Genomic DNA, 23988 nt, shown 5'->3' with positions numbered 1-23988 from the left:
TTGTGCCCCGGCGTACCGAGCCGGAGGGCAGCGTATTGGCCATCCATCCGAACAACGTCAAGCGGACGGTTATCACCATGGCAAGCAAAAGCGTCGTGATCGAGGTGAAGGAAATCACCCTCGCCATCGAACTGATCGAACTGGGCGCCCGGCTGCAGCTGCTGGAGGCGGAGACGAGCCTGTCGCGGGACCGTCTGATCAAGCTGTACAAGGAACTGAAGGGCGTGTCGCCGCCGAAGGGGATGCTGCCGTTCTCGACCGACTGGTTCATGACGTGGCAGCCGAACATCCACTCGTCGCTGTTCTACAACATCTACCGGTTCATGCAGGACCACGGCCGCTGCGAGCCGATCCAGTCGATCGTGAAGGCGTACCGGCTCTATCAGGAGCACGTGAACCTGTCCGGCGACGAGGCCGCGCTGAGCCTCACGCGGGCGTGGACGCTCGTGCGCTTCTTCGATTCCGGGATGCTGCAGATGACTCCGTGCACGCGCTGCGGCGGCCACTTCGTCGCGCATGCGCATGATCCGCATCAAGGTTTCGTGTGTGGCCTGTGCCAGCCGCCGTCGCGCGCAGGCAAGACCCGCAAGGCCGCCGCCGCGCGCGCCGAACTGGCTGCCGCCGCGGCCTGAGCGCCGGGCCGGGCGGGGCGCGGGCGGTTGCCGCGGGCCACGCGAATCGTCCGTGCATTGCTGGTAAACACCGTCGGGCCGCCGCCGGACGGCCGCGAAAGTTTTCCTGCCGACTGCCGTAAACCTGTTTAACGGCGGTCTTCCCGCCGGTCTTTCGTGAGGGACAGGCAGTGCTGATTATCGTGGGAACACTCGTGACGCTGTTGTCCGTCTTCGGCGGCTATGCGCTGGCAGGCGGGCATCTGGGCGCATTGATCCAGCCGGTCGAGATCCTGATGATCGCGGGCGCCGGCGTCGGCGCATTCATCCTCGGCAACGGCGGCAAGACCATCAAGGCCACGCTGCGCGTGCTGCCGACGCTCTTCAAGGGTTCGAAGTACACGAAGGACGTCTATATGGAGCTGATGGCGCTGCTTTACGTGCTGCTGGCGAAGGCACGCAAGGAAGGCACGCTGACGCTCGAGGCCGACATCGACGATCCGGAAAAGAGCCCGATCTTCACGCAATACCCGAAGATCCTCGCCGACAAGCACATCGTCGAGTTCCTGACCGATTACCTGCGCCTGATGGTGGGCGGCAACATGAACGCGTTCGAGATCGAGAGCCTGATGGACGAGGAGATCGAGACGCACCACGCGGAAGGCGAGGGCCCCGCGCACGCGCTGATGCGCGTCGGCGACGCGATGCCGGCGTTCGGCATCGTCGCGGCCGTGATGGGCGTGGTGCACACGATGGCGTCGGCCGACAAGCCGCCCGCGGTGCTCGGCGCGATGATCGCGCAGGCGCTGGTCGGCACGTTCCTCGGGATCCTGCTGTCGTACGGGCTGATCGGGCCGCTCGCGAGCCTCGCGGAGCAGCGCGTCGCCGAATCGACCAAGATGTTCCAGTGCATCAAGGTGACGATCCTCGCGACGCTGAACGGCTATGCGCCGGCGATTGCCGTCGAGTTCGGCCGCAAGGTGCTGTTCTCGACCGAGCGCCCGTCGTTCTCGGAGCTCGAAGAGCACGTGCGCCGCGTGAAGGCGAAGTGACGCGGAGCGCACGATGAGCAAGAGCAAGGATCGCGCGATCGTCGTCAAGCGGGTGGCCCCGGCGAAGAAGGGCCACCATGGCGGCGCATGGAAGCTCGCGTACGCGGACTTCATGACCGCGATGATGGCGTTCTTCCTGCTGATGTGGCTGCTGAGCTCGGTCACGCCGGTGCAGCTGAAGGGGATCGCCGAGTACTTCAACACGCCGCTGAAGGCCGCGCTGCTCGGCAGCGGCGACCGCAATTCGCAGGATTCCAGCATCCTCAACGCCGGCGGCCGCGACCTGTCGAGCGTCGACGCCGGCACGCTGCGCCGCACCGACGGCACGACGCAGCTCGCCGATCGCGTCGCGAAGGCCGGCGACGACAACACGCGCTCGCAGGCGCAGGGCGCGCAGGACCGGCTCGAGCAGGCGCGCCTGCATGACCTGCAGATCAAGCTGATGGCCGCGATCGAGGCCAACCCGACGCTGCGCCAGTTCAAGCAGCAGATCCGCATCGACTCGACGCTGATGGGGCTGCGCATCGAGATCGTCGATACGCAGAAGCGGCCGATGTTCGCGATGTCGAGCGACAACGTCGAGCCGTACATGCGCGACATCCTGCGCGAGATCGGCAAGACGCTGAACGACGTGCCGAACCGGATCATCGTCCAGGGCCACACCGATGCCGTGCCGTACGCGGGCGGCGAGGGCGGCTACAGCAACTGGGAACTGTCGGCCGACCGCGCGAACGCATCGCGCCGCGAGCTGATCTCCGGCGGCATGGACGAGGCGAAAGTGCTGCGCGTGCTCGGCCTCGCGTCGACGCAGAACCTGAACAAGGCCGACCCGCTCGATCCGGAAAACCGCCGGATCAGCGTGATCGTGCTGAACCGCAAATCCGAAGAGGCGCTGATGCGCGACGACGCGACGACCACGACGCTGTCGGCCGATGCGGCCGGCTCGAAGCAGCTCGCGCAGCAGCTCGGCGGCGCGGCGCCTGCCGTGCGCCCGGCGCTCGCGGCGTCCGCCGTCGCCGTGCCGAAACCCTGATATCGACAAGACAAGCTTCCGAGACAGACATGATCCGAACCATTCTCGCCATCGACGACTCCGCGACCATGCGTGCACTGTTGCAGGCGACGCTTGCACAGGCCGGCTATGACGTGACGGTGGCGCCGGACGGCGAAGCCGGCTTCGACATGGCCGCGACCGCGCCGTACGACCTGGTGCTGACCGACCAGAACATGCCGCGCAAGAACGGGCTCGAGGTGATCGCCGCACTGCGCAAGCTGACTGCTTATGTGGACACGCCGATCCTCGTGCTGACGACCGAGGGCAGCGATGCCTTCAAGGACGCCGCGCGCGACGCGGGCGCGACCGGCTGGATCGAGAAGCCGATCGACCCGGCCGTGCTGGTCGACCTGGTCGCGACGCTGTCCGAGCCGGCCGCCTCCTGACATGAACGCGAAGAATCCAACCGGTGCCCGGGCATGACTCTCGACATCACTCAGTTCTACCAGACCTTTTTCGACGAAGCGGACGAGCTGCTCGCGCAGATGGAGCAGCTGCTGCTGAATCTGGACGTCGACGCGCCCGACCCCGAAGACCTGGCCGCGATCTTCCGCGCCGCGCATTCGATCAAGGGCGGCGCGGCGACGTTCGGCTTTTCCGCGCTGACCGATACGACGCACATCCTCGAATCGCTGCTTGACCGCGCGCGCAACCATGAGCTGACGCTGACCAAGGACATGGTCGACGCGTTCCTCGAGACCAAGGACGTGCTGTCCGACCAGCTCGCGGACTACCGCGCGAGCGCCGAACCGGACGCGGCCGCCGCCGCGACGATCTGCGCGAAGCTCGAACGGCTGAAGGCCGAGAGCGGTGCGGGTGCGCCGGCTGCCGCCGCCGCGCCTGCGCCCGCCGCGCCGGTTGCTGCTGCCGTAGCCGTTGCACCGGCCGTCGAACCGGTCGCCGGTGGCGACCGTGCGCCCGATCACGTGGTCGAGCAGGCTGTCGCGGCCGCCCATCCCGCGGGCGACGCAGGCGCCGGCGGCCCGCACCTGAAGATCACGCTGGTCGGCGTCGACGCGAAGGACCAGGAACTGCTCACCGAAGAACTCGGCAACCTCGGCCGGATCGTCGGCCGCGAGCAAACGGGCGCCGACCTGTCGCTGTGGCTCGAATCCGACGTGCCGTCCGACGACATCGTCGCCGTATGCTGCTTCGTGATCGACGAAAGCCAGATCCGCGTCGCGCATGGCACGGCGCCGGCCGTTGCCGCGCCGGCTGCCGAACCGGTCGCCGCCGCGCAACCCGCTCGCGTCGAGGTGTTCGCGCTGCCGGCTGCCGCACCGCAGGCCGCACCGGCTCCGGCACCTGACGAGCCGGCCGCCGCCGTTGCACCGGCCGAGCCGCAGCCGCCCGCGCAGCAACCGCAAGCCGAACACGCGGCGCCTGCCGCCGCGCACCATGACGACAAGCGCGCGCGCCCGGCCGCCGCCGCCGCATCGGGCGCCGAAGGCAGCTCGATCCGCGTCGGCGTCGAGAAGGTCGACCAGCTGATCAACCTCGTCGGCGAACTCGTGATCACGCAGGCGATGCTCGCGGAGACCGCGAGCGCGTTCGATCCGGCGCTGCACGACCGCCTGTTCAACGGGATGGCGCAGCTCGAGCGCAACGCGCGCGACCTGCAGGAAGCGGTGATGTCGATCCGCATGATGCCGATGGACTACGTGTTCAGCCGCTTCCCGCGCCTCGTGCGCGACCTCGCCGGCAAGCTCGGCAAGCAGGTCGAGCTCGTCACGTTCGGCCAGGCGACCGAGCTCGACAAGAGCCTGATCGAGCGGATCATCGATCCGCTCACGCACCTCGTGCGCAACAGCCTCGACCACGGGATCGAGACCGTCGACAAGCGCGTCGCCGCCGGCAAGGACGCGGTCGGCCAGCTCGTGCTGTCGGCCGCGCATCACGGCGGCAACATCGTGATCGAGGTGAGCGACGACGGCGCGGGCCTGAACCGCGAGCGGATCCTCGCGAAGGCCGCGAAGCAGGGCATGCAGGTGTCGGACAACATCAGCGACGACGAGGTCTGGCAGCTGATCTTCGCGCCGGGCTTCTCGACCGCCGAGACGGTGACCGACGTGTCGGGCCGCGGCGTCGGGATGGACGTCGTGAAGCGCAACATCCAGTCGATGGGCGGCCACGTCGAGATCACGTCGCTGGCCGGCCGCGGCACGACCACGCGGATCGTGCTGCCGCTCACGCTGGCGATCCTTGACGGGATGTCGGTGAAGGTCGGCAACGAGATCTTCATCCTGCCGCTGAACTTCGTGATGGAGTCGCTGCAGCCGTCGAACGACGACATCTACACGGTCGGCAACGGCGAGCGCGTGGTGCGCGTGCGCGGCGAATACCTGCCGCTGGTCGCGCTGCACGAGGTGTTCTCGGTCGAGGATGCGCGCACCGACCCGACGCAGGGGATCGTCACGATCATGGAAACCGAGGGGCGCCGCTTCGCGATGCTGATCGACGAGCTGGTCGGCCAGCAGCAGGTGGTCGTGAAGAACCTCGAAACCAACTACCGCAAGGTGCATGGCATCTCGGCGGCGACCATCCTCGGCGACGGCAGCGTCGCGCTGATCGTCGACGTCGCGGCGCTGAACCGCGAAACCCGTGCGACGCACGGCGCCCGTGCCGGCGCCGAGCTCGCGATGTTCTGATGACTCTCGCCATTCAACCGATTGGGGGCAAACGTGTCTGCTGAAGTCCAAATGATCAATCCGGCCGCGGCGAACGCGGCGACGAGCCGCCGCGACGCGGTGCAGGGCGACGCGACGGGCCAGGAATTCCTCGTGTTCACGCTCGGCGACGAGGAATACGGGATCGACATCCTGAAAGTGCAGGAAATCCGCGGCTACGACAGCGTCACGCGCATCGCGAACGCGCCGGAGTTCATCAAGGGCGTGATCAACCTGCGCGGGATCATCGTGCCGATCGTCGACATGCGGATCAAGTTCCATCTCGGCCGCGTCGAGTACGACCACCAGACCGTCGTGATCATCCTGAACGTCGCGCATCGCGTGGTCGGGATGGTGGTCGACGGCGTGTCGGACGTGCTGACGCTGCAGACCGACCAGATCATGCCGGCGCCGGAGTTCGGCGCGACGCTGACGACCGAGTACCTGACGGGCCTCGGCACGGTCGACGGCCGGATGCTGATCCTGATGGACATCGAGAAGCTGATGTCGAGCCGTGAAATGGCGCTGATCGAGTCGCTCGGCGGGTAAGTGCGCCGCGTGCGCAGGAATTTCGGGAGAATCTGCAATGTTGCATAACTGGTCGATCCGCACGACGCTCACGGCGGTCGGACTCATCCTCGTGTGCCTGGCCGCCGCGGTCGGCGGGCTCGGCCTCTACGCGCTGAATCACGCGAGCCGCTCGCTCGACGAGATCGCGCACGTCGACCTGCCGGCGATCCACACGCTCGACGACACGTCGTCGTACCTGCTGCGCGCGCGCGTGTCGCTCGACCGCTTCCGCTCGCTGACGGAAGCCGGCAACACGGCCGAGGCCGCCAAGGTGCTCGACCGCGCGCAGGAGCTGTTCGCGAAGTCGAACCAGAACTGGCAGGCGTTCCAGTCGACCCCGAGGCTCGGTGTCGAGCAGGCGCTCGTCGACGAGCTGACCGCGCGCTACACGACGATCGTGAAGGAAGGCGTCGAGCCCGAATTCGCGGCCGCGCGCGCGGGCGACATGGCCGCGTTCCACGCGGTCGCCGACACCAAGATCAGCCCGATGTTCGTCGCCTACGGCGACGCGTCGGCGGCCGTGGTCGCCGCGCTGCAGAAGCGCGCGGAAGACCGCCAGGCCGCGACGCAGTCGCAGATCTCGCTGATGGTCGCGCTGATCGCGGCCGGCATCGCGCTCGCGTTCGTCGTCGTGATCGCGATCCGCTTCGCGCTGCGCGGGCTGATCGTGAAGCCGCTCGAGGACGCGATCGCGCACTTCGAGCGCATCGCCGGCGGCGACCTCACGCAGCCGGTGAACGTGTTCAGCACGAACGAGATCGGCCGCCTGTTCGGCGGCATCAAGCGGATGCAGGACGCCGTCACGACGATGGTGCAGGCCGTGCATCGCGGCACCGAATCGATCGACGTCGGCGCGCGGGAGATCGCGACCGGCAACATCGACCTGTCGCAGCGCACCGAGGAGCAGGCCGCGTCGCTGCAGGAAACCGCATCGAGCATGGAGCAGCTGACGGGCACCGTGCGGCAGAACGCGGAGAACGCGCGGCAGGCGAGCCAGCTCGCGGTGAACGCGTCGGACATCGCGACGCAGGGCGGCGACGTGGTCGGCCAGGTCGTGTCGACGATGCAGGACATCGCGGCGAGCTCGGGCAAGGTCGTCGACATCATCGGCACGATCGAGGGCATCGCGTTCCAGACCAACATCCTCGCGCTGAACGCGGCGGTCGAAGCCGCGCGCGCGGGCGAGCAGGGCCGCGGCTTCGCGGTCGTCGCGGGCGAGGTGCGCTCGCTCGCGCAGCGCAGCGCGAGCGCCGCGAAGGAAATCAAGCAGCTGATCGGCGATTCGGCCGGGAAGGTCGAAAGCGGGTCGGCGCTCGTGTCGCGCGCGGGCTCGACGATGGACGAGATCGTGCAGGCCGTGCGCCGCGTGACCGACATCATGGGCGAGATCAGCGCCGCGTCCGACGAGCAGTCGACCGGCATCGAGCAGGTCAACCGCGCGGTCGGCCAGATGGATTCGGTCACGCAGCAGAACGCGGCGCTCGTCGAGCAGGCGGCCGCCGCGGCGGCGTCGCTCGAGGAGCAGACGCGCCAGATGAAGGCGATCGTGTCGGATTGGCGCGTCGCGGGCGGCATCGTGCTCGCGCCGGCGCGCAGTGTCGCGCGGCCGCTCGCGCATGAACCGGCGGCCGTGCCGGCACTGCCGTCGGAGCCGCGGGCGCCAGCCGCCGCGCTGCCGGCTCCGCAGGCGGCGGCGCAACCGGCACGCCGCAGCGCGCCGGCAGCGCGTGCAGCGGCGTCGGGCGCCAGCCACGAACCGAAGCGCGCGGCCGATAGCGCCGCGCGCACGCAGACGGATGCCCCGGCTTCCCGCGGCACCGCCGCGGGCGGCTATGGCCCGCGTCTCGCGAAAGCGGCCGCACCGGCGGACAAGCCGGCCGCGAAGCCCGCGCTCGTGCGCCCGGCGCTGAACGGCGAGAAGCCGGCGCTGGCGGCAGCCGGCACGTCCGACGACGACTGGGAGACCTTCTAAACCATGCCGCACGCGCGCGCGCCGTTTCGACCCGATGCACCGGATGCCTCGCCCCGCGCGGGCGAGCCGGGGCGCGACTTCGCGTTCACGGGCGCGGATTTCGCACGCATCCGCGCGCTGATCCACCAACGCGCGGGGATCTCGCTGTCCGAGCACAAGCGCGACATGGCGTACAGCCGCCTCGCGCGGCGGCTGCGGGCGCGCGGCCTCGACACGTTCCGCGACTACCTCGACCTGCTCGAGCAGGAAGACGATCCGCTCGAGTGGGAAGCGTTCACCAACGCGCTGACGACGAACCTGACCGCGTTTTTCCGCGAGTCGCACCATTTCCCGATCCTGTCGGATTTCGTGAAAGGGCGGCCGGCGCCGGTGTCGGTCTGGTGTTCGGCGGCGTCGACCGGCGAGGAGCCTTACTCGATCGCGATCACGCTGATCGAGGCGCTCGGCGATTCGGCCGCGCGCGGCGCATCGATCCTCGCGACCGATCTCGACACGCAGGTGCTCGCGAAGGCGGAAGCCGGCATCTACACGTACGACCAGGTCAAGCACCTGTCGCCGGAGCGGTTGAAGCGCTTCTTCCTGAAGGGCACGGGCCCGCAGGCCGGCCGCGTGAAGGTGCGTCCCGAGCTGCGCGCGATGATCCGCTTCGAGCAACTGAACCTCACCGATGCGGACTACGGGATCGCGAAGCCGTTCGACGCGATCTTCTGCCGCAACGTGATGATCTATTTCGACAAGCCGACGCAGGGGCAGGTGCTGTCGCGCTTCGAGCCGCTCGTGAAGCCGGGCGGGCTGCTGTTCGCCGGCCATTCGGAAAACTTCACGTATGTGACGCAGGCGTTCCGGCTGCGCGGGCAGACGGTGTACGAACTGACCCGCGACGCCGCGCAGGGTGCGCGGCCGCGTGGCGCGCAGGCGCCTGCGGCGGCCGCGATGCCGTCGCCGGTGCGCGCACGGGCTGCGGGCGCCGCGCCCGCCTTGGGAGAGCGTGGATGAGTGCGCTGCCGATCGCGACCAATCGCTACTTCGACAACCACTTCGGCCTTCCCGGCGTGAAGCTGCTGCCGAACGAGTTCTACACGACGTCCGAGGACATGGTGCTGATGACCGTGCTCGGCTCGTGCGTCGCCGCGTGCATTCACGATCCGTACGCGGGCATTGGCGGGATGAACCACTTCATGCTGCCCGACGACGGCGCCGATGCGGGCGCGGCAGCATCCGATTCGATGCGCTACGGCGCGTACGCGATGGAAGTGCTGATCAACGAGCTGATCAAGGCCGGCGGGCGCCGCGAGCGCTTCGAGGCGAAGGTGTTCGGCGGCGCGGCCGTGCTGGCCGGGATGACGACGATCAACATCGGCGATCGCAACGCCGATTTCGTGCGCCGCTATCTGGCGCTCGAACGCATCCGCATCACCGCCGAGGATTTGCAGGACGTCCATCCGCGCAAGGTTGCGTTCATGCCGCGCACGGGTCGCGCGATGGTGAAGAAGCTGCGGCTGCAGGTGCCGGGCGTGACCGAGCGCGAAGCCGCGCTCGCGCGCGAGGCCGACCGCCTGCGCGCCGCGCGGCCGCGCCCGCACGTCGAGCTGTTCGCGGCCAAGCGGCCGGCGGCGGCGCAGCCGGCGCGTCCGCGCGTCGAGCTGTTCGGTGCGCGCGGCGCGGCGCCGGCCGGTTCCGGGAGCGCGGCGGGTGCCGGCGGCGTACGGGCAGCGAACCCGCAAGCCGGCAGCCCGTATGCGGCTAACCTATCAAGAAAGCAGGAGGCATGACCGCAGTGCAGAAGATCAAAGTATTGTGCGTCGACGATTCGGCGCTGATTCGCAGCCTGATGACCGAGATCATCAACAGCCAGCCCGACATGACGGTGTGCGCGACCGCGCCCGATCCGCTCGTCGCGCGCGAACTCATCAAGCAGCACAACCCCGACGTGCTCACGCTCGACGTCGAAATGCCGCGCATGGACGGGCTCGACTTCCTCGAGAAGCTGATGCGCCTGCGGCCGATGCCGGTCGTGATGGTGTCGTCGCTGACCGAGCGCGGCTCGGAAATCACGCTGCGCGCGCTCGAACTCGGTGCGGTGGATTTCGTCACGAAGCCGCGCGTCGGGATTCGCGACGGCATGCTCGACTACGCGGAAAAGCTCGCCGACAAGATCCGCGCGGCGTCGCGTGCGCGCGTGCGCCAGGCGCCGCAGCCGCAGGCCGTCGCACGCGCGGCGGACAGCCACGCGGCCGCGCCGATGTTCAACAACCCGCTCGTCAGTACCGAGAAGCTGATCATCATCGGCGCGTCGACGGGCGGCACCGAGGCGATCCGCGAAGTGCTGACGCCGCTGCCGCCGGATGCGCCGGCCGTGCTGATCGCGCAGCACATGCCGCCGGGCTTCACGAAGTCGTTCGCGCAGCGGCTGAACGGCCTGTGCCGGATCGCGGTGAAGGAAGCCGAGCACGGCGAGCGCGTGCTGCCGGGTCACGCGTACATCGCGCCGGGCCATGCGCACCTGTTGCTTGCGAGAAGCGGGGCGAACTATATTGCGCAACTGTCGGACGAGCCGCCGGTGAACCGGCACCGCCCGTCGGTCGACGTGCTGTTCCGCTCGGCGGCGACGCACGCGGGCAAGAATGCGATCGGCGTGATCCTCACCGGGATGGGCCGCGACGGCGCGGCCGGCCTGCTGGAAATGAAACGCGCGGGCGCTCACACGTTCGCGCAGGACGAAGCAAGCTGCATCGTGTTCGGGATGCCGCGCGAGGCGATCGCGCTCGGCGGCGCGGACGAGATCGCGCCGCTCGCCGAGATGAGCCGCCGCGTGATGGCGCGCCTGGCGACGATGGGCGACCGCGTGCAGCGCGTTTGAATGGAATGTCACGGGGCGCGTGCCACGATACGCGTCCCGACGGAAACGAATCTGGAAAGGAACGACGATGGACAAGAGCATGAAAATCCTGGTGGTGGACGATTTCCCGACGATGCGCCGGATCGTCCGCAACCTGCTCAAGGAACTGGGCTATTCGAACGTCGACGAGGCCGAGGACGGCCTGGCCGGGCTCGCGCGGCTGCGCGGCGGCGGCTACGACTTCGTGATTTCGGACTGGAACATGCCGAACCTCGACGGCCTCGCGATGCTGAAGGAAATCCGCGCGGACGCGACGCTCACGCACCTGCCGGTGCTGATGGTCACGGCCGAGTCGAAGAAGGAGAACATCATCGCGGCGGCGCAGGCCGGCGCGAGCGGCTACGTCGTGAAACCGTTCACGGCCGCGACGCTCGACGAGAAGCTGAACAAGATCATCGACAAGATGGCGAAGGCCGGGAGCTGACGTGAACGAGCCGATCCATGCGGCGCTCGCCGGCGCGGGGTTCAGCGCCGACAGCCATCCAGAAGGCGCCGATTTCGCGAGCGACCGCATCCTCGCGCGCATCGGCCACGTCACGCGCACGCTGCGCGATTCGATGCGCGAGCTCGGGCTCGACAAGCATGTCGAGCGCGCGGCGGAAGCCGTGCCCGATGCGCGCGACCGGCTGCGCTACGTCGCGACGATGACCGAGCAGGCTGCAGTGCGCGTGCTGAATGCGATCGAGGTCGCGAAGCCGATGCAGGAGCGCATCCAGAACGAGGCCGAGGCGCTCGACGCGCGCTGGGCGCAGTGGTACGCGGCGCCGATCGAGCACGCGGAAGTGCGCGCGCTGATGGACGATACGCGCACGTTCCTGCGCGCGCTGCCCGAATCGACGTCGGCGACCAGCGCGCAACTGCTCGAGATCATGCTCGCGCAGGATTTCCAGGATCTCACCGGGCAGGTGATCAAGAAGATCATGGACATGGTCTACCTGATCGAGCAGCAGCTCCTCACCGTGCTCGTCGAGAACATCGCGCCCGAGCGGCGCGAACAGTTCGCGGCCACCGCGGCCGCGCTCGCGGCCGAGCAGATGAGCCCGACCGGCAGCCCCGAGTCGCTGCTGAACGGCCCGCAGATCGCGCCGGAAGGCAAATCCGACGTGGTTCAGGACCAGGGGCAGGTGGACGACCTGCTCGCGAGCCTGGGCTTCTGACCTTGCCGCCACGCATCGGCGCGCCCCGTCCCGCGGGGCCGCCCGATGCGCGCATTTCCCGTTCCCGCCTCGTTTCCCCGTGTGCGCCGCATCCCCGCGGCGTGGCGTGATCCTGCGTCAAATTGACACTTCGCCACACTCAGCAGGCATACTACGCGTCAGCAGCAATGTAGCGTCATTCGTACGATTCATAGGTTGGCAGGCGGCGCGGGCCCGACGGCGGCGCCGCCGGCAACGAAGCCAGTCCCTTGGGGGGGAACGTGAAGCTGAAACGCTTGGGCTGGACCGTCGCGCATGCGACGGCTGCAATGGGTGTGCTGTGGGCCGTCCACGCGCACGCTGAACTGGGCGGCGCGCCGATGTCGCCGCCCGCGGACGATCAGGCCGCCACCGTGCGCGCGCTGCAGCGCGCGATGCGTTCGGCGGACGGCGTGCAGACAAGCACGGCCGGCTACACCGTCCGCGAGATCACGCTCGGATCGGGCACCGTCATCCACGAATACACGTCGGCCGCCGGCAGCGTGTTCGGCCTCGCCTGGAGCGGGCCGACGATGCCGGATCTCGCGTCGCTGCTCGGCAGCTATTTCCCGCAGTACACCGCAGGCGTCCAGGCCGCGCACAAGGCGCGCGGCTGGCGTGCGCCCGTGGCCGTCGACACGAGCGGCCTCGTGATCCGGACGGGCGGCCATATGGGCGCGTTCTCGGGCCAGGCGTGGCTGCCGGCGGCACTGCCTGCCGGCCTGGCCGGCACCGACATCCAGTGACAGCGGGAGAGCGATCTTGAGCATTCATCGTACATTCAAGCGCTGGCTCGGCGTGCTGGGCCTCGCGGCTGCGACGGCCGTGCTCGTGACGGCCTGCGGCGGCGGCGACGGCGGCAGCGGCAACAGCAACAGCTCGGGCAACAACGGCAACAGCGGATCGGACGGCAACAGCGGGAATACGGCCGTCATCACGGTCGGCACCGGTGTCGCGAGCGTGATCAACATCCCGACCGTCAGCGTGAAGGTCTGCGTGCCGGGCACGTCGAACTGCCAGGTGGTCAACAACGTGCTGGTCGATACCGCGTCCTACGGGCTGCGGCTCGTCGGCAGCGCCGTGTCGGGCGTGCTGAGCAGCCTGCCGCAGGTGACGAGCGGCGGCGCGCCGGTCGCCGAGTGCGGCAAGTTCGTGTCGAGCTATACGTGGGGGTCGGTGCGCACGGTCGACCTGTCGATCGGCACCGAGCAGGCGACCTCGCTGCCCGTGCAGATCATCGGCGACCTCGGTACGACGAACGTGCCGAGCTCGTGCACGAACGGCGGTGCGTCGGCCAACTCGGCGGGCGCGCTCGGCGCGAACGGGATCCTCGGCATCGGGCCGGCGCCGTACGACTGCGGCACGACCTGCGCGACGTCGACCTCGTCGAGCAACAACTACTACGCGTGCCCGAACGGCGACAACGCGAATTGCGCGGTGACGCTCGTGCCGCTGGCGCAGCAGGTGGCCAACCCGGTTCATCGTTTCGCGAACAGCGACGGCGTGAGCGTGCAGATGCCGGCCATCTCGGATAGCGGGCAGGCGAGCGCGACCGGGACGCTGACGTTCGGCCTGCCGAACCTGAGCGGGAAGACGGTGCTGACATCGACCACGACGGGCGACGTCAGCGCGACGTTCCAGGGGCGCAACGTGACCGCGTTCTTCGATACGGGTTCGAACGCGTATTTCTTCAACGATTCGACCGGGGTTTCGAAGACGTGCCCGCGGAACACGGAGTTCTACTGCCCGACGCCCGCGACCAGCTATTCGGCGACGCTGAGCGGACAGAACGGCGCATCGGGCACCGTGACGATGCCCGTGTCGAACGCCGATTCGCTGTTCTCGAACTCGTCGACGTTCGCGTTCAACGACATCGCGGGCCCGTTCGGCTCGTCCAGCTGGCTCGACATCGGCATGCCGCACTTCTACGGCAAGACGATCTACTTCGGGATGGACAAGACCGCGAGCGGCGGCGCGCAGCCGTTCGTCGCGTTCTGACGCGGCGCGGCCGCAGGCAGGAACAAGGGGGCGAGCGATCGCCCCCTTTTTTATCCGGCGGCCGGGCGAGCGCGCCAAGCCGGATTCCCGCCATGCGCGGGCGCAGCGCCTACGATGTAAGACCGGCACCGGTGCCGGCACGACATCGAGGAGACAACGCCATGAGCCCGCGAATCCAGCGCATCACGCCGTTCCTGTGGTTCGACCGCGACGCCGAGGCGGCGGCCGGCTTCTACGTGTCGGTGTTCGACAACGCGCGCATCGTGCACGTCGCGCGCTACGGCAAGGCCGGCGCGCACGCGTCCGGCAGCGCGGAGGGCGCGGTGATGACCGTCGCGTTCGAGCTTGACGGGCAGGCGTTCGTCGCGCTGAACGGCGGCCCCGTGTTCCAGATCACGCCGGCCGTGTCGTTCGTCGTCAACTGCCGCGACCAGGACGAGATCGATCGTTACTGGGCGCGCCTGGGCGAAGGCGGCGACGAGCGCGCGCAGCAGTGCGGCTGGCTGCGCGACCGCTTCGGCGTGTCGTGGCAGGTCGTGCCGGTGCAACTGTCCGAACTGATGGCCGGCGATGCCGCGCGCGCCGAACGCGTGATGGCGCAGGTGATGACGATGAAGAAGCTCGATCTCGCCGTGCTGCAGCGGGCGGCGGCCGGTTAATCGAATGCTGCGCACGCACTGATTATCGAACGTGCCGGATTTCATTCGGCTGTAATCAGGTGCTGGATTATGGGGGCTGTCGTTTCTGTCAGGTCTTCAAGATTATTAAAATCACGCGACAGGCCAATTCGTGCCCCCCGCTTTATGCTGCTGCGGCCTTTCCCGCGCTGCATCGGCGTGCTGCTCAAGCGAGCTGGCGGGCTGGCGCGCAAGCGAAAAGAATTGGAATCCCGCGAAATTCAAACATATAATTCCGGCGTTGTTTCCGGGGTGCCAATATAAAACAGGAGGGTAATAAGATGGGTTTTTCCGAAGCCGTTCGTACCGTACTCAATAAATACGCGACATTCGAAGGCCGTGCGCGTCGCGCCGAATACTGGTATTTCACGCTGGTGAGCGTCATTCTTTCGATCGTGGTCCAGATCATCGGCGCGGGCGGCCGCGATGGGGGCCTGATCACGCTGTTGCTGCTCGGCATCATCTGCCTGGTTTCGCTGGCGCTGATCATTCCGGGCATCGCGGTGAGCGTGCGTCGCCTGCACGATACCGGCCGCTCGGGCTGGTTCCTGCTGATCGCGCTGATTCCGATCGTCGGCGGCATCCTGCTGCTCGTGTGGATGTGCTCGCGCGGCACCGACGGCCCGAACCGCTTCGGCGCCGATCCGATCCCGGCGGTCTGACCGACGCCTGCCCCGGCGCGCGACGCCGTCGCGCCGGGGCCTGAATGCCCCGCCTTTCCCGCCCGTCGTTTCTCCGTTTCCCCGCTTCCCGCCGTCGGCATCCTGCCCGCGGCCGGCATCTCGCCAGCGCGCCGATCGGCATGTTTTTCCGCCTTGCCGCGCGTCGCTGCGCCCCGCGCCAGCCGCGTTCGCGCCGGTTCGCCCGATTCCCCGAAATACCCCCCTTTCCCGGCTTTGCTCGACCGATCGGCGTTTGACGCCTGCATGAATAATCGGTGTCACTGGAAAGCGGCATTCCGCCGTACCCGACTGGAGGCCCCGTGGCAGACGAGAGCGATCTCGACAAGACCGAAGCCGCCACTCCCAGGCGCCGCGAGAAGGCGCGCGAGGAGGGGCAGGTCGCGCGTTCGCGCGAACTGGCTTCGTTCGCGCTGCTCGCGGCCGGGTTCTACGGTGCATGGCTGCTCGCGGGCCCGTCGGGCGCGCATCTGCAGACGATGCTGCGCGGGGCGTTCACGTTCGATCGCGCGACCGCATTCGACACGAACCGGATGTTGTCGGCGGCCGGCAGCGCGAGCCTCGAGGGCCTCACCGCGCTGCTGCCGATCCTCGCGCTCACCGGCCTCGCCGCGCTGCTCGCGCCGATGGCGCTCGGCGGCTGGCTGATCTCGCAGAAGACGTTCGAGCTGAAGTTCGACCGCCTGAACCCGATCTCGGGCCTCGGCCGGATCTTCTCGATCCAGGGGCCGATCCAGCTCGGGATGTCGGTCGCGAAGACGATCGTCGTCGGCGGGATCGGCGGCGTCGCGATCTGGCGCAGCAAGGACGAACTCCTCGGCCTCGCGACGCAGCCGCTCGGCGTCGCGCTCCCCGACGCGCTGCACCTGGTCGCCGTGTGCTGCGGCACGACGGTCGCCGGGATGCTGGTGGTCGCCTCGCTCGATGTGCCTTACCAAATCTGGCAGTACAACAAGAAGTTGCGCATGACGAAGGAAGAAGTGAAGCGCGAGCATCGCGAGAACGAAGGCGATCCGCACGTGAAGGGGCGGATCCGCCAGCAGCAGCGTGCGATCGCGCGCCGCCGGATGATGGCGGCCGTGCCGAAGGCCGACGTGGTCGTCACGAACCCGACGCACTTCGCCGTCGCGCTGCAATACACGGACGGCGAGATGCGTGCGCCGAAGGTCGTCGCGAAGGGCGTGAACCTCGTCGCCGCGCGCATCCGCGAACTCGCGGCCGAACACAACGTGCCGCTGCTCGAGGCGCCGCCGCTCGCGCGTGCGCTGTATCACAACGTCGAACTCGAGCGCGAGATCCCCGGCTCGCTGTACTCGGCCGTCGCCGAAGTGCTCGCGTGGGTCTACCAGCTCAAGCGCTTCCGTTCGGAAGGCGGCGCGTTCCCGGCAGTGCCGGTCGATCTCGACGTGCCGGTCGAACTCGACAAGGGCACGTCGGTGCCCGCCGGCGACGAGCGCGAAGAAGCCGAAGACACGCTTGGCAAGCAAGGTAATCAAGGCAAGCAAGGAGCCTCCGCATGAGCACCCCGACCGGCCTGCTCGGGAAGCGCCCGAACCCGTTCGCGGGGACCAACCTGCGCGCGCTCGCGGGCCCGATCCTCATCTGCATGATCCTGGGGATGATGATCCTGCCGCTGCCGCCGCTGCTGCTGGATCTGCTGTTCACGTTCAACATCGCGCTGTCGGTGATGGTGCTGCTCGTCAGCATGTACACGATGAAGCCGCTCGATTTCGCGGCGTTCCCGAGCGTGCTGCTGTTCTCGACACTGCTGCGCCTGTCGCTGAACGTCGCGTCGACGCGCGTCGTGCTGCTCGAAGGCCACACCGGGCCGGATGCGGCCGGCCAGGTGATCGAGGCATTCGGCCACTTCCTCGTCGGCGGCAACTTCGCGGTCGGCATCGTCGTGTTCGTGATCCTGATGATCATCAACTTCATGGTGATCACGAAGGGCGCGGGGCGGATCGCCGAAGTCTCCGCGCGCTTCACGCTCGACGCGATGCCCGGCAAGCAGATGGCGATCGACGCCGACCTGAACGCGGGCCTCATCAACGAGGATCAGGCCCGCAAGCGCCGCCTGGCCGTGTCGCAGGAAGCCGAGTTCTACGGGTCGATGGACGGCGCGTCGAAGTTCGTGCGCGGCGACGCGATCGCCGGCCTGATCATCATGGCGATCAACGTGATCGGCGGGCTGATCGTCGGGATGGTTCAGCACGACATGTCGTTCGCCGCGGCCGGCACGAACTACACGCTGCTGACGATCGGCGACGGCCTCGTCGCGCAGATCCCGTCGCTCGTGATCTCGACCGCGGCCGGCGTGATCGTGTCGCGCGTCGCGACCGACGAGGACATCGGCACGCAGATCACCGGCCAGCTGTTCACGAACCCGCGCGTGCTGACGATCACCGGCGTGATCATCGTGATCATGGGGCTGATCCCCGGCATGCCGCACTTCGCGTTCCTCGGGCTCGGCGGCGGCGCGATCTGGCTGGCCCGCACGCAGACCCGGCGCGCGGCGGCCCGCAAGGCGGCCGGCGACGTGACCGACATCGCGCCGCCCGCGGTGCTGCCGACCGACAGCCACGAGGCGACCTGGGACGACGTGCAGCTGATCGACCCGCTCGGCCTCGAGGTCGGCTACCGGCTGATCCCGCTCGTCGACAAGGGCAGCGACGGCGAGCTGCTCAAGCGCATCAAGAGCATCCGCAAGAAATTCGCGCAGGAAATCGGCTTCCTGCCGCCGGTGATCCATATCCGCGACAACCTCGAACTGCGGCCGAACGCGTACCGGATCGCGCTGAAGGGCGTCGAGATCGGCGTCGGCGAAGTGTTTCCGGGCCAGTGGCTCGCGATCAACCCGGGCCAGGTGACGGCCGCGCTGCCGGGCGCCGTCACGCAGGATCCCGCGTTCGGCCTGCCGGCCGTGTGGATCGACGTCGCGCTGCGCGAGCAGGCGCAGGTGTACGGCTACACGGTGGTCGACGCGAGCACGGTCGTCGCGACGCACCTGAACCATCTGGTCGTCCAGCACGCGGCCGAACTGCTCGGCCGCCAGGAAGTGCAGGCGCTCATCGAGCGCACCGGCAAGGACGCGCCGTCGCTCGTCGAGGACCTCGTGCCGAAGACGATCTCGCTGACGACGCTGCAGAAAGTGCTGCAGAACCTGCTCGAGGAAGGCGTGCCGATCCGCGACATGCGCACGATTCTCGAAGCCGTGTCCGAACACGCGGGCCGTGGCGACGCGTACGAGATCACCGCCGCGGTGCGGCTCTCGCTCGGCCGCGCGATCACGCAGCAGTGGTATCCGGGCGCCGGCGAGATGCAGGTGATGGGCCTCGACGCGAATCTCGAGCGCGTGCTGTCGCAGGCGCTCGCCACCGGCGCGAACCCGGGCCTCGAGCCCGGCCTCGCGCACAACCTTCTGACCGGCACGCAGCAAGCGATGCTGCGTCAACAGAATCTCGGGCTGCCGCCCGTGCTGCTCGTGCAGCACGCGCTGCGCGCGATGCTCGCGCGTTTCCTGCGCCGCAGCCTTCCGCAATTGAAAGTGCTGTCGTATGCCGAAGTGCCGGACACACGCACGATCAAAGTCGTTAACGTCATCGGGGGTTCCGCTTGAACATTCGCAAATTCACCGGCGCAACGAGCCGCGACGCACTTCGTCTCGTGCGCGAGGCGCTCGGCGCCGACGCGGTCGTGCTGTCGAACCGCACGCTCGATGACGGCAGCGTCGAAATCGTTGCACTCGCCGATTCGGACCTGGCCGCGGTGACGCCGCCGGCTGCCCGCCCGCGCGTCGCCACGCCGCGCCTGCCGGAATCCGTGCCGGCCGCCGCGGTGCCCGGCATCGTGTCGCGCCCCGGCGCCGCGCCGGCTCGCCCGGCCGTCAATCCCTACGCTGCCGGCGAAGGCGGGCTGCCGGACGTGTTCTCGTCGGTGTTCGGCGCGAGCGCCGATGCGGACGACGCGGGCGCGCACGCGTCGGCGATCGACGCGGACACGCTGGCCGGCACACCGGCGGTTGCGGCCTCGCCGGCGAGCGCCGGCCCCGCTGCCGGTATGCCCGCCGCCGATACGCTGGCCGCCGGTGCGTCCGAACCCGCACCGTGGCTGGTCGAGCACGCGAAGCGCCTGACGCAGCAGCGCGACGCGCTGATCGCACGCGCGCAGGCGCCGGCCACGCCGCCCGCGAGCGCGCCCGCGCCGCAGGCCGCCGCGCGCGCGACCCCGCCCGACTGGGCGCGCGATATCGTGCGCGACGCCGAGCGCCGGATGCCGGCCGCCGCTACCCGCGCACCCGACACGAGCGCCGCGCATGCGGCGAAGACGGCCGAGCGCACGCGCCTGCCCGCCGACGCGGCCGCCGCGGTGGCCGATGCGGTGAAGTCGCGCATCGAGCGGATCGTCAACGACACGGTGATGCAGGAACTCGGCGAACTGCGCGGCATGCTGGAAGAGCAGTTCGACAGCTTGAAGTGGCACGACCGCCAGCGTCGCAGCGCCGTGCACGGCGCGCTGACGAAGCACCTGTTCGCGGCTGGTTTTTCCGCGCAGCTCGTGCGGATGCTGGTCGACAACCTGCCGTCCGGCGACGGCGCGCAGACCTTCGAGCAGGCCGCCGAATGGGCGCAGTCGGTGCTCGCGTCGAACCTGCCGGTGCTCGACAGCGAGGATGCGCTGATGGAGCGCGGCGGCGTGTTCGCGCTGATGGGGCCGACGGGCGTCGGCAAGACGACCACCACCGCGAAGCTGGCCGCGCGCTGCGTGATGCGCTTCGGCGCGAGCAAGGTCGCGCTGCTGACCACCGACAGCTACCGGATCGGCGGCCACGAGCAGCTGCGCATCTTCGGCAGGATCCTCGGCGTGCCGGTGCACGCGGTGAAGGATGCGGGCGATCTCGCGCTCGCACTGTCCGAGCTGCGCAACAAGCACATCGTGCTGATCGACACGATCGGCATGAGCCAGCGCGACCGCGCGGTGTCCGACCAGATCGCGATGCTGCATGGCGCGAACGCACCGGTGCAGCGCCTGCTGCTGCTCAACGCGACGAGCCACGGCGACACGCTCAACGAAGTCGTGCAGGCGTACCGCAGCGCGGGCGAGCACCCGGACCTCGCCGGCTGCATCCTCACGAAGCTCGACGAAGCGACCCACCTCGGCGGCGTGCTCGACACGGTGATCCGCTACAAGCTGCCGGTCCACTACGTGTCGACCGGCCAGAAGGTGCCGGAGAACCTGTACGTCGCCTCGACCAAATTCCTGCTGAAGAGCGCGTTCTGTGTACCGCGCGACGGCTCCCCCTTCGTGCCGCAAGACGAGGACATGCCGACGCTGCTTTCCGCACTGACCGCACGTTCCACCGCCGAGCTGCACGAGGTGCGATTTGGATAAACGGATCATCGACCAGGCCGAAGGGCTGCGGCGCCTGCTGGCCGGGCGCGCGTCGCGCATCGTCGCGGTGACGGGCGGGCCGGCGGGTGTCGGCTGCACGTCCACCATCGTGAACCTGGCGACGGCGCTCGCGTCGCTCGGCAAGGACGTGCTCGTCGTCGACGAACGCGCCGACGTGCATTCGGCCAGCGCGACCCTGGCGGGCGCATGGCTGCGCGACGGCGAACGCACGCGGGTGGCAGCCGGCTTCGGCCTGTGCTCGGCGGCGCGGCTCGCGCGCGCCGGCTACAGCGACGCGCAGCTGAGCGATTTCATCGACGGGCCGGCCGACATCGTCCTCGTCGACGCGCAGCTCGGCGCCGACGGTTCGTTCTCGGCGCTCGCACGCGAAGCGCACGACGTGCTGGTCGTCACGCGGGTCGCCGCGCAGGCGATCACCGAGGCGTACGCGTGCATGAAGCGGCTGCATTTCGCGCACGCGTTCGCGCAGTTCCGCGTGCTGACCAATCACGTCGGCAGCCACGCGGACGCGAAGACGGCCTTCGACAACCTCGCGGGCGTCGCGAGCCGCTACCTGACCGTGTCGATCGCCGACGCGGGCTGCGTGAGCGCCGATCCGCTCGTCGAGCATGCGCGCGAACTGATGCATGCGGTGGTCGACGCGTTTCCGTCGTCGGCGGCCGCGCGCGATTACCGGCAGATTGCCGCCGACCTGCTGTACTGGCCGATGCGCCCGCGTTCGGGCGCGGGGCGCGCGGTCCACGCGGGCGGCAAGCCGTCGTATGAGGCGGGCGCGGCACACGCCGCGTGAGCGCCACCGGAAGGAGAGAGCCATGATGTACAACGCTCAAGGAAAGATGTCCCAGGCCGACGTGCTCGCGCAATATGCGCCGCTCGTGCGCCGCCTCGGGCTGCAGCTCGTCGCGAAGATGCCGGCGAGCGTCGACCTCGACGACCTGATCCAGGCCGGCATGATCGGCCTGATGGACGCGGCCGGCCGCTACAAGGAAGACCAGGGCGCGCAGTTCGAGACCTACGCGACCCAGCGTATCCGCGGCGCGATGCTCGACGAGCTGCGCAGCAACGACTGGCTGCCGCGCAGCCTGCGCAAGACGTCGCGCGAGGTCGAGCACGCGGTGCACCAGGTCGAGCAGCATCTCGGCCGCTCGGCGAGCGAGACCGAGATCGCCGAGCACCTGAAGATGCCGCTCGACGAATACCAGGGGATGCTGCAGGACCTGCACGGCAGCCAGCTCATCTACTATGAGGATTTCGACCGCGCGGCCGACGACGAGCCGTTTCTCGACCGCTATCGCGTCGATCACGCCGATCCGCTGTCGTCGCTGCTCGACGAGCATCTGCGCGAGGCGCTCGTCGAGGCGATCGAGCGGCTACCGGAGCGGGAGAAGCTGTTGATGTCGCTGTACTACGAACGGGGTCTGAATCTGCGCGAGATCGGCGCGGTGCTCGAGGTGAGCGAGTCGCGCGTGTGCCAGCTGCACAGCCAGGCCGTCGCGCGCCTGCGTGCGCGGCTGCGCGAACAGGCCTGGGTCGGCGCGGAGTCCTGACCCTTTCAGGGCGGCCATGCGCGCCGACGCCGCGCGCTTGTGCCGTGCTCGCGCATTCCGCGCGCCGATTTGCTACAATCCCCTCCGTTTTCCGAGGAGCGTTGCGACGGACCATCTGCGTCCGCCAGGCTCGGAAGGCTTCACCAAGCAGCCGTGCGGCGCGCGTTCAGCGTGTTGTCGCGCCGGCCCCGCTTCCTGAACGGCGCTCACGTCACCAATCTAGAAACTTTTTAGAAAGGAGGGCGTGATGAACGCCATTATCGATTCCAAGGCTTCCCACGATTACGTCGTCGCCGACATGGCGCTGGCCGGCTGGGGCCGCAAGGAACTCAACATCGCCGAGACCGAAATGCCGGGCCTCGTGCAGATCCGTGACGAATACAAGGCGCAGCAGCCGCTGAAGGGCGCGCGCATTGCCGGTTCGCTGCACATGACGATCCAGACGGGCGTGCTGATCGAGACGCTGAAGGCGCTCGGCGCGGACGTTCGCTGGGCCTCGTGCAACATCTTCTCGACACAGGATCACGCGGCGGCCGCGATCGTCGAAGCCGGCACGCCGGTGTTCGCGTTCAAGGGCGAGTCGCTCGACGAATACTGGGAGTTCTCGCACCGCATCTTCGAATGGCCGAACGGCGAATTCGCGAACATGATCCTGGACGACGGCGGCGACGCAACGCTGCTGCTGATCCTCGGCTCGAAGGCCGAGAAGGACCGTTCGGTGATCGCGAAGCCGACCAACGAGGAAGAAGTCGCGCTGTACAAGTCGATCGCGACGCACCTCGACGCGGACCCGACCTGGTACTCGACGCGCCTCGCGCACATCAAGGGCGTGACCGAAGAAACCACGACCGGCGTGCACCGCCTGTACCAGATGGAAAAGGACGGCCGCCTGCCGTTCCCGGCGTTCAACGTGAACGATTCGGTCACGAAGTCGAAGTTCGACAACCTGTACGGCTGCCGTGAATCGCTGGTCGACGGCATCAAGCGCGCGACCGACGTGATGATCGCGGGCAAGGTCGCGGTCGTCGCGGGCTACGGCGATGTGGGCAAGGGCTGCGCGCAGTCGCTGCGCGGCCTGGGCGCGACCGTGTGGGTCACCGAAATCGATCCGATCTGCGCGCTGCAGGCGGCGATGGAAGGCTACCGCGTCGTGACGATGGAATACGCGGCCGACAAGGCCGACATCTTCGTGACGGCAACCGGCAACTTCCACGTGATCGGCCACGACCACATGAAGGCGATGCGCCACAACGCGATCGTCTGCAACATCGGTCACTTCGACTCGGAAATCGACGTTGCGTCGACGCGCCAGTACCAGTGGGAAAACATCAAGCCGCAGGTCGACCACATCATCTTCCCGGACGGCAAGCGCGTGATCCTGCTGGCGGAAGGCCGCCTCGTGAACCTCGGCTGCGCGACCGGCCACCCGTCGTTCGTGATGTCGAACTCGTTCGCGAACCAGACGCTCGCGCAGATCGAGCTGTTCGTGCGCGGCAACGAGTACGAGAACAAGGTGTACGTGCTGCCGAAGCATCTCGACGAAAAGGTCGCGCGCCTGCACCTCGCGCGCATCGGCGCGAACCTGTCCGTGCTGTCGGACGAGCAGGCTTCGTACATCGGCGTGCAGAAGGACGGCCCGTTCAAGCCGAACCACTACCGCTACTGATGCGTCGCGGCC

22 protein-coding genes and 1 riboswitch are annotated in these 23988 nt (G+C 68.5%); all 22 genes read left to right on the top strand.

Annotated features, from left to right (window positions below):
- The first annotated feature begins 77 nt into the window (after positions 1-77).
- The 22 genes from flhC (at position 78) to ahcY (ending at position 23976) form a co-directional block, all read left to right on the top strand.
- A complete protein-coding gene (flhC, locus tag HWX87_RS20855) occupies positions 78-632 on the top strand; it encodes a flagellar transcriptional regulator FlhC (RefSeq protein WP_011350591.1) in 555 nt (184 codons plus the stop codon).
- A gap of 170 nt (positions 633-802) precedes the next feature.
- Positions 803-1663 (top strand): flagellar motor stator protein MotA, encoded by an 861-nt coding sequence (motA, locus tag HWX87_RS20850; RefSeq protein ID WP_176048951.1) that lies wholly within the window; start codon positions 803-805, stop codon positions 1661-1663.
- Positions 1664-1676: 13 nt separating this feature from the next.
- Positions 1677-2696, top strand: a complete 1020-nt coding sequence (motB, locus tag HWX87_RS20845) for a flagellar motor protein MotB (RefSeq protein ID WP_176048949.1) — start codon at positions 1677-1679, stop codon at positions 2694-2696.
- A 29-nt stretch (positions 2697-2725) separates the two neighbouring features.
- On the top strand, positions 2726-3103 hold the full coding sequence (locus tag HWX87_RS20840) for a response regulator (RefSeq protein WP_176048947.1): 378 nt from the start codon (positions 2726-2728) through the stop codon (positions 3101-3103).
- A gap of 33 nt (positions 3104-3136) precedes the next feature.
- Complete coding sequence (gene cheA / locus HWX87_RS20835; RefSeq protein ID WP_176048945.1) at positions 3137-5365, top strand: chemotaxis protein CheA; 2229 nt, start codon at positions 3137-3139, stop codon at positions 5363-5365.
- A 51-nt stretch (positions 5366-5416) separates the two neighbouring features.
- Positions 5417-5932, top strand: a complete 516-nt coding sequence (gene cheW / locus HWX87_RS20830) for a chemotaxis protein CheW (protein ID WP_176048943.1) — start codon at positions 5417-5419, stop codon at positions 5930-5932.
- A 37-nt stretch (positions 5933-5969) separates the two neighbouring features.
- Positions 5970-7925: a methyl-accepting chemotaxis protein gene (locus tag HWX87_RS20825; RefSeq protein ID WP_176048941.1), complete on the top strand. Its 1956-nt coding sequence runs from the start codon at positions 5970-5972 to the stop codon at positions 7923-7925.
- 3 nt (positions 7926-7928) lie between these two features.
- Entirely contained in the window at positions 7929-8921 is a 993-nt protein-coding gene (locus HWX87_RS20820) for a CheR family methyltransferase (protein ID WP_176048940.1), read from the top strand.
- Positions 8918-9697 (top strand): chemoreceptor glutamine deamidase CheD, encoded by a 780-nt coding sequence (cheD, locus tag HWX87_RS20815; protein ID WP_176048938.1) that lies wholly within the window; start codon positions 8918-8920, stop codon positions 9695-9697. Before HWX87_RS20820 ends, cheD begins: the two co-directional genes overlap by 4 nt.
- The gene (locus HWX87_RS20810) at positions 9694-10785 is read left to right on the top strand and encodes a chemotaxis response regulator protein-glutamate methylesterase (protein ID WP_176048936.1); all 1092 of its coding nucleotides are present in this window, start codon (positions 9694-9696) and stop codon (positions 10783-10785) included. The genes cheD and HWX87_RS20810 overlap by 4 nt, the downstream gene beginning before the upstream one ends.
- Positions 10786-10852: 67 nt before the next feature.
- The gene (gene cheY / locus HWX87_RS20805; protein ID WP_006485893.1) at positions 10853-11248 is read left to right on the top strand and encodes a chemotaxis response regulator CheY; all 396 of its coding nucleotides are present in this window, start codon (positions 10853-10855) and stop codon (positions 11246-11248) included.
- Position 11249: 1 nt separating this feature from the next.
- Positions 11250-11981, top strand: coding sequence for a protein phosphatase CheZ (gene cheZ, locus HWX87_RS20800; protein WP_176048934.1), 732 nt, complete (start codon positions 11250-11252; stop codon positions 11979-11981).
- 260 nt (positions 11982-12241) lie between these two features.
- Complete coding sequence (locus tag HWX87_RS20795) at positions 12242-12745, top strand: DUF2844 domain-containing protein (protein ID WP_124456924.1); 504 nt, start codon at positions 12242-12244, stop codon at positions 12743-12745.
- A 16-nt stretch (positions 12746-12761) separates the two neighbouring features.
- The gene (locus tag HWX87_RS20790) at positions 12762-13997 is read left to right on the top strand and encodes a DUF3443 family protein (RefSeq protein WP_176048933.1); all 1236 of its coding nucleotides are present in this window, start codon (positions 12762-12764) and stop codon (positions 13995-13997) included.
- Positions 13998-14158: 161 nt separating this feature from the next.
- The gene (locus HWX87_RS20785; RefSeq protein ID WP_176048931.1) at positions 14159-14656 is read left to right on the top strand and encodes a VOC family protein; all 498 of its coding nucleotides are present in this window, start codon (positions 14159-14161) and stop codon (positions 14654-14656) included.
- A 299-nt stretch (positions 14657-14955) separates the two neighbouring features.
- Positions 14956-15336, top strand: coding sequence for a DUF805 domain-containing protein (locus HWX87_RS20780; RefSeq protein WP_176048929.1), 381 nt, complete (start codon positions 14956-14958; stop codon positions 15334-15336).
- A gap of 320 nt (positions 15337-15656) precedes the next feature.
- The gene (gene flhB, locus HWX87_RS20775) at positions 15657-16874 is read left to right on the top strand and encodes a flagellar biosynthesis protein FlhB (RefSeq protein ID WP_176048927.1); all 1218 of its coding nucleotides are present in this window, start codon (positions 15657-15659) and stop codon (positions 16872-16874) included.
- Positions 16871-18970: a flagellar biosynthesis protein FlhA gene (gene flhA / locus HWX87_RS20770; RefSeq protein ID WP_176048925.1), complete on the top strand. Its 2100-nt coding sequence runs from the start codon at positions 16871-16873 to the stop codon at positions 18968-18970. Before flhB ends, flhA begins: the two co-directional genes overlap by 4 nt.
- The gene (flhF, locus tag HWX87_RS20765) at positions 18967-20742 is read left to right on the top strand and encodes a flagellar biosynthesis protein FlhF (protein ID WP_176048924.1); all 1776 of its coding nucleotides are present in this window, start codon (positions 18967-18969) and stop codon (positions 20740-20742) included. The genes flhA and flhF overlap by 4 nt, the downstream gene beginning before the upstream one ends.
- Positions 20735-21553, top strand: a complete 819-nt coding sequence (locus HWX87_RS20760) for a MinD/ParA family protein (protein ID WP_176048922.1) — start codon at positions 20735-20737, stop codon at positions 21551-21553. Before flhF ends, HWX87_RS20760 begins: the two co-directional genes overlap by 8 nt.
- 22 nt (positions 21554-21575) lie before the next feature.
- Positions 21576-22310 carry an RNA polymerase sigma factor FliA gene (locus HWX87_RS20755; protein ID WP_176048920.1) on the top strand — a complete coding sequence of 245 codons (735 nt, stop codon included), beginning with the start codon at positions 21576-21578 and terminating at the stop codon, positions 22308-22310.
- Between the two features lie 87 nt (positions 22311-22397).
- A riboswitch (S-adenosyl-L-homocysteine riboswitch) is annotated at positions 22398-22525 on the top strand.
- Positions 22526-22557: 32 nt separating this feature from the next.
- Entirely contained in the window at positions 22558-23976 is a 1419-nt protein-coding gene (gene ahcY / locus HWX87_RS20750; RefSeq protein ID WP_176048919.1) for an adenosylhomocysteinase, read from the top strand.
- Positions 23977-23988: the final 12 nt, after the last annotated feature.

Origin of the sequence: Burkholderia sp. BCC1644, from assembly GCF_902833225.1 — a bacterium.
Classification (GTDB): domain Bacteria; phylum Pseudomonadota; class Gammaproteobacteria; order Burkholderiales; family Burkholderiaceae; genus Burkholderia.
This window is presented reverse-complemented; position numbering and strand designations above follow the sequence as displayed.

Bases quoted from the DNA above. Each gene is read 5' to 3' on its own strand.
- HWX87_RS20755 (WP_176048920.1), top strand. From the start codon at position 21,576: ATGATGTACAACGCTCAAGGAAAGATGTCCCAGGCCGACGTGCTCGCG.
- cheY (WP_006485893.1), top strand. From the start codon at position 10,853: ATGGACAAGAGCATGAAAATCCTGGTGGTGGACGATTTCCCGACGATG.
- ahcY (WP_176048919.1), top strand. From the start codon at position 22,558: ATGAACGCCATTATCGATTCCAAGGCTTCCCACGATTACGTCGTCGCC.
- HWX87_RS20840 (WP_176048947.1), top strand. From the start codon at position 2,726: ATGATCCGAACCATTCTCGCCATCGACGACTCCGCGACCATGCGTGCA.
- flhA (WP_176048925.1), top strand. From the start codon at position 16,871: ATGAGCACCCCGACCGGCCTGCTCGGGAAGCGCCCGAACCCGTTCGCG.
- cheA (WP_176048945.1), top strand. From the start codon at position 3,137: ATGACTCTCGACATCACTCAGTTCTACCAGACCTTTTTCGACGAAGCG.
- HWX87_RS20810 (WP_176048936.1), top strand. From the start codon at position 9,694: ATGACCGCAGTGCAGAAGATCAAAGTATTGTGCGTCGACGATTCGGCG.
- cheW (WP_176048943.1), top strand. From the start codon at position 5,417: ATGATCAATCCGGCCGCGGCGAACGCGGCGACGAGCCGCCGCGACGCG.
- cheD (WP_176048938.1), top strand. From the start codon at position 8,918: ATGAGTGCGCTGCCGATCGCGACCAATCGCTACTTCGACAACCACTTC.
- HWX87_RS20785 (WP_176048931.1), top strand. From the start codon at position 14,159: ATGAGCCCGCGAATCCAGCGCATCACGCCGTTCCTGTGGTTCGACCGC.
- HWX87_RS20825 (WP_176048941.1), top strand. From the start codon at position 5,970: ATGTTGCATAACTGGTCGATCCGCACGACGCTCACGGCGGTCGGACTC.
- HWX87_RS20820 (WP_176048940.1), top strand. From the start codon at position 7,929: ATGCCGCACGCGCGCGCGCCGTTTCGACCCGATGCACCGGATGCCTCG.
- flhC (WP_011350591.1), top strand. From the start codon at position 78: ATGGCAAGCAAAAGCGTCGTGATCGAGGTGAAGGAAATCACCCTCGCC.
- HWX87_RS20780 (WP_176048929.1), top strand. From the start codon at position 14,956: ATGGGTTTTTCCGAAGCCGTTCGTACCGTACTCAATAAATACGCGACA.
- motB (WP_176048949.1), top strand. From the start codon at position 1,677: ATGAGCAAGAGCAAGGATCGCGCGATCGTCGTCAAGCGGGTGGCCCCG.